The sequence below is a fragment of the Candidatus Enterococcus testudinis genome, from assembly GCF_002140915.1.
GTDB lineage: Bacteria > Bacillota > Bacilli > Lactobacillales > Enterococcaceae > Enterococcus_D > Enterococcus_D testudinis.
The window spans coordinates 898,252-908,547 of sequence record NZ_NGKU01000001.1; the positions used below are offsets into that span (position 1 = coordinate 898,252).

10 protein-coding genes are annotated in these 10,296 nt (G+C 44.5%); all 10 read left to right on the forward strand.

Annotated elements, in window-relative coordinates:
- Window positions 1–203 precede the first annotated feature (203 nt).
- Window positions 204–1,172 carry a homoserine O-succinyltransferase gene (locus A5886_RS04345; protein WP_086273807.1) on the forward strand — a complete coding sequence of 323 codons (969 nt, stop codon included), beginning with the start codon at window positions 204–206 and terminating at the stop codon, window positions 1,170–1,172.
- A complete protein-coding gene (locus A5886_RS04350; RefSeq protein ID WP_086273808.1) occupies window positions 1,162–2,382 on the forward strand; it encodes a MalY/PatB family protein in 1,221 nt (406 codons plus the stop codon). The genes A5886_RS04345 and A5886_RS04350 overlap by 11 nt, the downstream gene beginning before the upstream one ends.
- Window positions 2,372–3,466: an aminotransferase class I/II-fold pyridoxal phosphate-dependent enzyme gene (locus A5886_RS04355; RefSeq protein ID WP_086273809.1), complete on the forward strand. Its 1,095-nt coding sequence runs from the start codon at window positions 2,372–2,374 to the stop codon at window positions 3,464–3,466. Before A5886_RS04350 ends, A5886_RS04355 begins: the two co-directional genes overlap by 11 nt.
- 269 nt (window positions 3,467–3,735) lie before the next feature.
- Window positions 3,736–4,563: a MetQ/NlpA family ABC transporter substrate-binding protein gene (locus A5886_RS04360; protein ID WP_086273810.1), complete on the forward strand. Its 828-nt coding sequence runs from the start codon at window positions 3,736–3,738 to the stop codon at window positions 4,561–4,563.
- 14 nt (window positions 4,564–4,577) lie between these two features.
- The gene (locus tag A5886_RS04365) at window positions 4,578–6,161 is read left to right on the forward strand and encodes an ABC transporter substrate-binding protein (protein WP_086273811.1); all 1,584 of its coding nucleotides are present in this window, start codon (window positions 4,578–4,580) and stop codon (window positions 6,159–6,161) included.
- Window positions 6,162–6,226: 65 nt separating this feature from the next.
- The gene (locus A5886_RS04370; RefSeq protein WP_086273812.1) at window positions 6,227–7,189 is read left to right on the forward strand and encodes an ABC transporter permease; all 963 of its coding nucleotides are present in this window, start codon (window positions 6,227–6,229) and stop codon (window positions 7,187–7,189) included.
- The gene (locus A5886_RS04375; protein WP_086273813.1) at window positions 7,186–8,016 is read left to right on the forward strand and encodes an ABC transporter permease; all 831 of its coding nucleotides are present in this window, start codon (window positions 7,186–7,188) and stop codon (window positions 8,014–8,016) included. The genes A5886_RS04370 and A5886_RS04375 overlap by 4 nt, the downstream gene beginning before the upstream one ends.
- Window positions 8,017–8,018: 2 nt before the next feature.
- Window positions 8,019–8,906, forward strand: a complete 888-nt coding sequence (locus tag A5886_RS04380) for an ABC transporter ATP-binding protein (protein WP_086273814.1) — start codon at window positions 8,019–8,021, stop codon at window positions 8,904–8,906.
- Window positions 8,894–9,784, forward strand: coding sequence for an ATP-binding cassette domain-containing protein (locus tag A5886_RS04385; protein ID WP_086273815.1), 891 nt, complete (start codon window positions 8,894–8,896; stop codon window positions 9,782–9,784). The genes A5886_RS04380 and A5886_RS04385 overlap by 13 nt, the downstream gene beginning before the upstream one ends.
- The gene (locus A5886_RS04390; protein ID WP_086273816.1) at window positions 9,781–10,182 is read left to right on the forward strand and encodes an OsmC family protein; all 402 of its coding nucleotides are present in this window, start codon (window positions 9,781–9,783) and stop codon (window positions 10,180–10,182) included. The genes A5886_RS04385 and A5886_RS04390 overlap by 4 nt, the downstream gene beginning before the upstream one ends.
- The last annotated feature ends 114 nt before the right edge of the window (window positions 10,183–10,296 follow it).

Consider the following 10,296-nt stretch of genomic DNA (forward strand, 5'->3'; position numbering starts at 1 on the left):
GAATCACTACGATTGACTTGCGGAGCAAGGCAGAGTAGATGATGAACAGTACTGGCTGACCGTAGGGAGGGTAGTCCCCTTCGTTCCGAATCACTACGATTGACTTGCGGAGCATGACAGGGTAGTCACCGCCGTGTAAGCGATAGTAAACAGAATATCTCCCCCACAAGCAATGAACCATCATATCAAAAGGAGAGAAAGAAATGCCAATCATTATTCCCAAAGAATTGCCTGCAGCTGCCTTGCTGCAAAAAGAAAATGTCTTTGCTTTGCTTCAACATAAAGCGGTGCAGCAAGAAATTCGCCCGTTGAAAATCGCTATCGTCAACTTGATGCCCCAAAAAATTGCTACAGAAAATCAGTTGTTGCGACTATTGTCTCAAAGTCCTTTGCAAATCGAGGTCACATTGTTGAAAATGGCATACCACGAAAGTAAGAACACATCGTTGAATCATATGGAGAAATTTTATAAAGAGTTTTCCGTAATCCAACCCCAACGCTTTGATGGCTTGATCATTACTGGCGCGCCAGTAGAGAAAATGCCTTTTGAAGACATTGATTATTGGCAAGAGCTTCAAGAAATCATGCAGTGGAGTCAGACCAATTGTACTTCTGTGTTGCATATCTGCTGGGGGGCGCAAGCGGGTCTTTATTATCATTATGGGGTTGATAAAGTCCGTTATCCCAAAAAATTATTTGGGGTCTTTGAACAAGAAGTGACTCATTTTCATCCTTTGGTCCGCGGGTTTGATGATGTTTTTTACACACCGCATTCTCGGTATACAGGGATTGATGAGACACAGTTGAAGCAAGCTCCGCTTGAAGTGTTGGCTGCAGGACGAGATACAGGCCCAACGATTTTTGCCTCCCACGACCACAAAAATGTCTTTTTGCTGGGCCATTTTGAATACCATACCTCCACATTGAATGAAGAATATTTGCGGGATATGGAACGGGGTTTGGATACATCGTTGCCAGAAAATTATTTTGCGGATCATCGCTTAGGGAGCAAAATCACCAATCGCTGGCGAGGACATGCATCATTGTTCTTCAGCAATTGGATCAATGAAACCTATCAGCGTACACCATATGATCTAACGATCCAGCCGACCAAAGAAGGGTACCGGATCGGCAGCGAGTTGGAAGGGAGAGACAGTATCAATGACGACTGACACATTTATCGCAGCGTGCGCAAAAGACCGCACGCAGACCGATTCTCTGAAATGGGATCTGGTAGATCAACGCTTCGGGGGAAAAGATTTGTTGCCGTTGTGGGTGGCCGATATGGACTTCGCCGTACCCGAAGCAGCAACAGAAGCCTTACACCGTCGAGTGGAGCAAGGGGCTTTTGGCTACAGCATTGTACCTGCAGATTATGCGGCTGCCTATCAAGGGTGGCAAGCGCGTCATTGGCAAACACAAGTCGATGAAACATGGCTTAGGTTTTCCACAGGGGTGGTGCAATCGTTGTATGATTTGCTTCATTGTTTCACAAAAGTCGGCGATGCGATTTTGATCCAACCACCAGTCTATTATCCCTTTTTCGATAGTATCAAAGATACCAAAAGAAGAATCATTGAGGCACCTTTGCAAAAAATTGACGATACGTATCGCATCGATTTTGCTGCTTTTGAACGCAAAATCCAAACAGAAGCAGTGAAACTATTTCTCTTTTGTTCGCCCCATAATCCTGCAGGACGGGTTTGGCGTTTCGACGAGGTCCAGCGTTTGTTGGCGATTTGTCAAAAGTACCACGTGTTGGTGATTGCGGATGAGATCCATGCTGATTTGATCTTGCCGGGAAACCAATTCGTATCAGCTGTCACTGTGGCAGAGTCAATTGGCTTTCAAGATCTGATCATCGTCAATTCACCATCAAAGACCTTTAACTTGGCGGGATTGCTTTTGTCCCATGTGTGGTTGCCTAGTGAGGAATTGAGAGACAGATACGATGCATGGGCATCGCAATACAAACAAACAGAAGTCAACATCTTCGGTCTGACTGCAGCCAAAGCAGCCTACCAACACGGCGATCAGTGGCTGGCAGAGGTTCTAACAGTCATTCAAGAGAATGCTGATTATATCGCACAGCGCTTGCAGCTGGAAGTACCAGAAGCCCGCATTGCGCCTTTAGAGGGAACCTATCTGCTGTGGATCGACTTGTCCAGTTTAGAAGTGCCAAACTTAAAAACAGTCGTTCAAGACAGCGCTGGATTGGCCGTTGATTATGGGGCATGGTTTTCGCAAGACTATGACGGGTTCATTCGTCTGAATCTTGCGACAACGCCGACAATCATTGAAACTGCATTGGACCGATTGATTGAAGCAATCAACACGTATAAAGCACAACAGCATTTTGAGGAGGATACACATGACAATTGATACGGCAACATTTCTCGCACAATTAGGCAATCGTTCAGACAAACAAACAGGTGCCATCAGCGCGCCCATCTATCTATCCACTACTTTTGCCCATCCTGAATTAGGGCAAAGTACTGGCTATGACTATACAAGGACTAAGAATCCTACCCGAGATATTTTGGAAGCAGGTCTCGCTCAGTTGGAAAATGGAGCCAAAGCGGTTGTCACCAGTTCTGGTATGAGTGCCATTGCGTTGATTTTCGATTTATTTCCAAGCGGCAGTCGCTTTCTGGTTTCACGGGATCTCTATGGTGGCAGCTTCCGCTACTTTGATGAATTGGAGAAGCGTCAGATTGCGACCTTTGATACCTTCAGTTCCATTGAAGAACTGGCAGAAAAGGCTGCCCCCGGGTTGACTGCAGTGTTCCTTGAAACACCTACCAATCCACTGATGACCATCACGGATATTGCAGAAACAGCAAAAATCGCTCATCAATATGAAGCACTCCTGATTGTTGACAACACATTTTTGACGCCATTGCGGCAGTTGCCTTTAGAAGAAGGGGCCGATATCGTGATCCATTCCGGAACCAAATTCTTGTCTGGGCATAATGATATTTTGGCTGGCGTTGTCGTAGCCAAAGACGCTGCATTAGGGGAAAGGCTTTATTTTCTTGCCAATACGTCTGGCCCAACATTGAGTAGTTTCGATACGTGGCTGTTTATCCGCAGCTTGAAGACATTGCCGCTGCGCTTGGAGAAACAAGAAGCCAATGCCAAACACGTTGTTTCTTATTTGAAAGAACATCCTTTAGTGAAGGATGTTCTGTATCCGGAAGCTGGTGCCATGATCAGTATCCGTGTCAAAGATGCGGCGAAAATCAGTGCCTTTTTGCAGGCATTAACGGTATTTACATTTGCTGAAAGTTTAGGAGGTGTGGAAAGTCTGATCACGTATCCAACCACGCAGACCCATGCAGATATCCCGAAAGAATTACGGGAATCTTATGGTCTGACACCGGATTTGTTGCGACTTTCGATTGGAATCGAAAGTCAGCAAGACTTGATCAATGATTTGGAACAAGCGTTACAAGTATTTCAATAACCCTTGTAAAAGCAGTCGAAACAACAGATAAAAAAGGACGATTTATATGAAGTGATTTTATTGACAGTTTGAGATGTATAGGATAAAGTTACACTACATATGAATAGTCATTCCGATGTTTTTGTTTGCAGCGCTTGCTTCAGACAGGTAGTATGAAGATAGCGTGAAAAAAATAGTTTCAAGCTAGCCAATTGGTCTAGTTGCTATTGATTGCCTGCATACAAAGGATCGACTGACTTGAGGAGGGAACAAAAGGGGATAAAAGGAAGATGAAAAAACATTTGGTCCGCTTGTCATTAGGCTTGGTTGGTTTATTGACAATAGGGGCGCTCGCTGCTTGCGGCAATACGAACGCAGCGGAGGAAACAACTGTCGTCAAATTAGGCGTTGTTGGAGAGCAAAATGAGGCATGGGAACATGTCCAGGAAGAATTGAAAGAAAAAGAAAATATTGATCTGCAATTGGTCAAATTCACGGATTATCGTCAGCCCATCGTTGCGTTAGAAGATGGTTCCATTGATTTGCATGCTGCACTAACGGAGATTTTTATGGACAATGTCAACGAAGAAAGCGGCTATTCGAATACGACGATTGCTTATACGACGCTGAATCCTTTAGGGATCTATTCTGAGAAAATCACTGATATCAGTGAATTGGCAGATGGTGCCACTGTGGCTTTGCCAAATGATGTCTCTAACGAAAGCCGCGCATTGTTATTGTTGCAAACAGCAGGATTGATCACATTAGATGAAGACAAAGGGTTGTTGCCAACAACCAGTGATGTCACAGACAATCCGAAACAATTGAAGTTTGAATTGCTTGATTCGAATCAAACCGCGCGGGCATTGACGGATGTCGATATATCATTGATCAACAATGGCATGGCCGTTGATGCTGGGTTGATCCCGACGGAGGATGCTATTTATTTAGAACCAGTCGCAGACTCATCAACGCCTTATTACAATGTGATAGCGGCTAGGGCAGATGAAACAGACAATGAAGTGTATCAAACCGTTGTTGCGTATTATCAGACGGATGAAGTCAAAGCAATTATTGACGAAGTAACAAAAAAATCTAGTATACCTGTATGGGAATAGGAAGTAGGATAAATATGATAAATTGGAAAAAAGGTTTAGCAAGTATTTCTGTGATCGGGTTGGGATTCGCTCTGGCAGCTTGCGGTTCTTCAAATAGTACAGATGAAACAACAAACAGCTCCACTACGGCAGCAGCGGATGATTCAACATTTACGTATGCAATCAGTGGAGATCCGTCATCAACAAATCCAATCAACACCAGTGACCGTTGGGGCTTGACCGTCACCAACATGATCTATTCACCATTAGTGGCAGTGGAAGCCGATGGCACAACCAAAAATGTTCTGGCTGAATCAGTGGAAGCGGCAGAGGACGGATTATCCGTGACTGTCAAATTACGACAAGATGTCAAATGGTCTGACGGCGAAGACTTCACAGCCGATGACGTAGTGTTCACCTATGAACAAAAAGTCAAAAAAGAAAATGGCAATGCCGATTCATTATGGGTCGGTGATCAACCGATCTCAATCGAAAAAGTCGATGACTATACGGTGAAATTTGTCTTGCCTTCACCTAGTGCATCAGCTGTCAGCAATATCGCAACTGAAACATACATTATTCCAGAACACATTTACAAAGATGTGACAGATTTTTCTGTTGCTGAATTACCAGAATCACCAGTAGGCACAGGCCCTTACAAATTAAAAGAATACAAGCGCGGTGAATACTTTACCTTTGAAGCCAATGAAAACTACTTTGAAGGCACGCCTTCAATCAAAAATGTGACATTGCGTATCATTGAAAGTACGGATACAGCAAAAGTTGCTTTGCAAAAAGGCGAAGTTGATGCAGCGGTTGTCTTGCCTTCAGATATTGATGATTTGGATGATTCTCAAATCACCGTCTATCCATATACTGAAAACCGGATCGGCTATCTAGGCTTGAACACCAATACAGATGAATTGAAAGACGTCAAAGTCCGTCAAGCCGTTTTATATGCCTTGAACAAAGATGAATTGAATCAAGGGGCATACCTAAGTGATGAATATTATGACACACCTTATTCATTCTTGCCGCCACAAAATCCATATGTTACAGACGATGTTGAAACATACGAAACCAATGTCGATAAAGCCAAAGAATTATTACAAGAAGCTGGCGTGTCTGATTTGACATTGAATATCGCTTTCACTTCAACAGATCCTGCACAAACGATTCAAGCTACTTTGATCCAACAACAATTGCAACAAGCAGGAATCACAGTCACTCTTGAAGGTGGCGATGGTACGGCGATCTTCACTGAGTTGAAAAAAGCAGACTCCACCAAGTATAACTTATTCCTTGGCGGGTACATCATGGGTAATGATCCTGATCTTTATGCTCGTTTATTTACAACTGGCGGTGGGTCAAATTACTTCCAAGCCAAAATCGACGCGATCGATAGCTTGTTTGCGGAAGCAGCCGTTGAGTTAGACGCAGACAAACGTGCTGACTTGTATGATGAATTACAACAAACGATTGCAGACGAAGCAATCATCTACCCAATCGTTGACAACAAGAAAATTTTAGCGGTCAATAACCGAATCGGAAATGTAGAAGATGCATCATTGATTCCAATCTACACCTTCGAAGATATGTCTAAATTGACAATCAAGTAGTCCATTGGCTGTGATAAAGCGTGTTTATCACAGCCTTTTTTGATGAACAAGAAAGTAGGTCAGACATGTTCCAATATATTGCCAAACGAATGTTGCAGGCTATTCCGCTGCTATTCGTGATTTCATTTATTGTTTTTTCTTTGATACATATTGCACCTTATGATGTGATCGACTCTATCACAACGCCGAACATGACCCAAGAACAAGTTGATTTGCTGCGCCAACGTTATGGATTGGATCAACCCTTTTTGATCCAATACTTTTTGTGGATCAAAAATATTTTGACCGGAAATCTCGGTTTTTCTTTGGTTTCTCAAAACAGTATATCTTCAGAATTAGCGACCCGAATTCCCAATACGATCCGCTTGGTCCTGCCCGCCTATGTCACTGCGCTGGTCTTAGCGATTGTCTTAGGTTTGCTGGCAGCTGCCAACAAAGGCAAGATGTGGGACCGTATCATTGATGCAGTTGCGTCTCTAGGGATTGCGGTCCCTACCTTTTGGTTTGCTATGATTTTGATCTACGTCTTTGGCTATTTATTGAATATGTTCCCGATCATTGGCATGCATACGGTGGGGAAAGAGGGGGATTTTGGCGATTTCATCCAACATTTTATTTTGCCGTATATTACCCTGACAGTGGCCTTTTTCCCTGACTTGACTAGATACATTCGGGCCTCTGCGACTCAACAAGTCTCAGAAGATTATGTCACAGTCCAGCAAGCATTTCATGCCAGCAAATGGCAAATCTTCAGTCGTCATATCAGCCGCAATATTTTGATTCCTGTTGTGACGCAAATCGGTTTGGCACTGCCGATGTTGGTTACCGGGGCAATCATCACTGAGACCATCTATGGCTGGCCAGGTGTCGGTCCGTACTTGATGAGTGCCACCAAAAGCTTAGATTATCCAGTGATCATGGCAATCATGCTGCTATCAGCAACCCTCGTTATTATGGGGAATCTGTTGGCAGATGTACTGTATTCTGTGGTTGATCCGCGGATACGCAAAGGGGGAAGCAAGTCATGAAACGAACCAAAGCAATCAGGAAAACGATTCTTTCATCACCTGTCTATACCTTCTCTGTCATCTTCTTGACACTGCTGATCCTCTTGTCATTGGTGGCACCATTGATTCCCATCGATCCGAATGCAACAGATGTCAGCAATATGTCGCAACCGCCTAGCTGGACCCACCTGTTTGGGACAGATGAAGTTGGTCGCGATTACTTTATTCGTGTTGTTTACGGCGGCCGTGTGTCACTGCTGGTTGGCGTCTTGGCGATGATCACAGCCACGTTGATCGGCACGTTGGTTGGATTGACCGCAGGCTATTTTGGCGGGTGGTTGGATAGTATATTGATGCGCATCGTTGACGTGCTTTCGTCGATTCCTTGGTTGGTGCTGGTGATCGTGCTGAGTGTCTTTTTACGGCCTGGATTGACCACCATCATCATCGTGATCGGCGGGTTCTCATGGATGAGTATCGCTCGATTGATTCGTGGGGAAACATTAGCTGCCAAAGAAAGAGAATATGTTGCCTACGGTCGATTTATCGGTCGTTCATCCATCAATATTATCTTTAAACATGTATTTCCAGCTGTCTTACCAACGTTGATCGTGGCGGCATCGGCGAGTATTTCCAGTGCCATTATGACTGAATCGGCATTGAGCTTCCTCGGTTTAGGAATCCAACAACCAATGGCTTCATGGGGCAGTTTGCTGCAAAACGCCCAAAACAGTTTGCAACGGGCACCTTATATGGCCATCTTACCGGGCCTATTCGTGATTTTTACGATTTATTCCTTCAATAATATCGGAGACATGATCAAACATGTGCTCCAAAGAGAGGTGTGACCATGACAAAAGAATTATTGACCATCAAAGGCTTGCAGGTCACCTTCAAGAATAAGCATGGCGAAAAAAAGTTAGTCAAAGATGTCGATTTATCGATTCCAAAAGGGCAAGTCGTTGGGATCGTTGGTGAATCTGGCAGTGGCAAAAGTATGACCATGAAAAGCGTGATGGACATTCTGCCGGAATATGTCAGTGATCACTTTGATACATACATCTTCAACGGTCAGCCAGTTTCCAATCGACGTAAACTACCGATTGCGATGATTTTCCAAGACCCAATGACTTCACTGAATCCCCTTAGAACCATCGGCTATCATTTAGTAGAAGTCATTCGCCGCAATCAATCACTCAGCAAAAAAGCAGCCCAAGCAGTCGCCATCCAAGAATTGACGAAGGTTGGAATCCCTGATCCAGCGCAACGGATGAAGCAATATCCTCACGAATTGTCAGGCGGGATGCGGCAGCGGGTGATGATCGCGATGGCTTTGTTGGCGCAACCAGAATTGTTGATTGCGGATGAGCCGACCACTGCATTGGACGTGACGATCCAAGCCCAAATTTTGCAACTGATCAAATCATTGCAAAGAGAGAATGCATTGTCAGTTGTCTTGGTGACCCACGACTTTGGTGTTGTTGCGGGCATGTGCGATTATATCAAAGTTATGTATCAAGGGCGCGTGGTAGAAGAAGGGACGACGGAAGATATTTTTTATCATGCAGTGCATCCCTATACCAAACAATTACTGCAAGCAGCCCATTTGGGAGACAAGCATGCAGAATTGAAAGTCTTTGATTACCATGAAGACTTACCGGACAGCTTACATCAGCAAGAAATAAGTACAACACATCGGGTGTGGACGAGTCAGGAGGACGCAGCATGGAAGAATTGATTCGGGTAGAACATGCCAGCAAAACATTTCGCAGCAAGAATTGGCGGGGCATCGTCAATGAAGTACGGGCTGTAGAAGATGTATCATTGACGATTCATCGAGGTGAAACATTGGGCTTGGTAGGCGAGTCTGGTAGTGGCAAGACCACATTGGGTCGCAGTATCCTCAATTTGGAACAGCTGACATCAGGGGAAGTCTTTTACGAAGGACAAGCACTTGCAACATTGTCTGAAAGCGACAAAAAAGCCGCCTATCAGCAAATGCAGGTTATTTTTCAAGATCCGTACTCTTCGTTGAATCCGCGCATGACTGCTTTGGAACTGGTCATGGAACCTTTATTGAACGACAGCAAAGAAGCGGCTGCAGCGAAGGCCAAAGAGATTTTGTCCATTGTAGGCATTACCGGCGAAGATGTCTATAAGCTGCCAAAGAGTTTTAGTGGTGGACAGCGGCAACGGATCGGCATTGCCCGAGCAGTCGTCAATCGCCCAGCTTTTGTGTTGTGTGATGAACCGACCTCTGCATTAGATGTGTCGATCCAAGCGCAAATCATTCAACTATTGCTGCACTTGCAAAAAGAGTTTTCTTTATCCTATCTCTTTATTTCCCATGACCTGTCTGTGATTCGTCATATCAGTGACCGTACAGCAGTCATGTACCAAGGGAAGTTGGTAGAATTGGCACCTACGCAGCAGTTGTTTGCGGATCCGCAACATCCATATACCAAGAAACTATTGGCCGCGGCGCCAATCGCCGATCCGGTCTTGGCACGGGCTGCGATGGCCCAACCAGAAATCAATCAAATCATTCAGCTGACCCCGCATTTCGAATGGATCGAAATCACAGCGGGTCACTATGTAAGGAGAGAACAACAATGACAGTCGAAACATTAACGATTTATGAAGGCAGCAATGGAAGTGATAAATTTGAGATGCAGACACCGAATGGTGATTGGATCTTAGCCAGAGAACAAGGTTATTCTCCAGTACAAATGCTGGTTAGCGCCGTCGCCGCATGTGGCGGATATGTCTATCGCTCAGTTTTGGAAAACTCCAAAGTAGACGCAAACATCAGCAAAATCGAAGTCAGCTATGACCGCAACCCAGACAAAAAAGCCGAACCAGTCAGCGCAATCCAAATCAATTTCAGCGCCAAAGTCGCTGAAGCAGATCAAGAAAAAGCCATCCGCTGCTTAAAACTGATCGCAGCAAATTGTCCAGTGATCCAATCATTGGACCCAGCAATTGAAGTGACGGAAACTGTGGTGTTTATCTAGCACTTCACCTTAAAGTTTGAAAGGTATCTCAGAGGACAATACAACTTGTTCTTTGGGATATTTTTGTATATTGTTTTTTGCTGCTTGTAAAAATAGTAGGATACGGTAAAATAT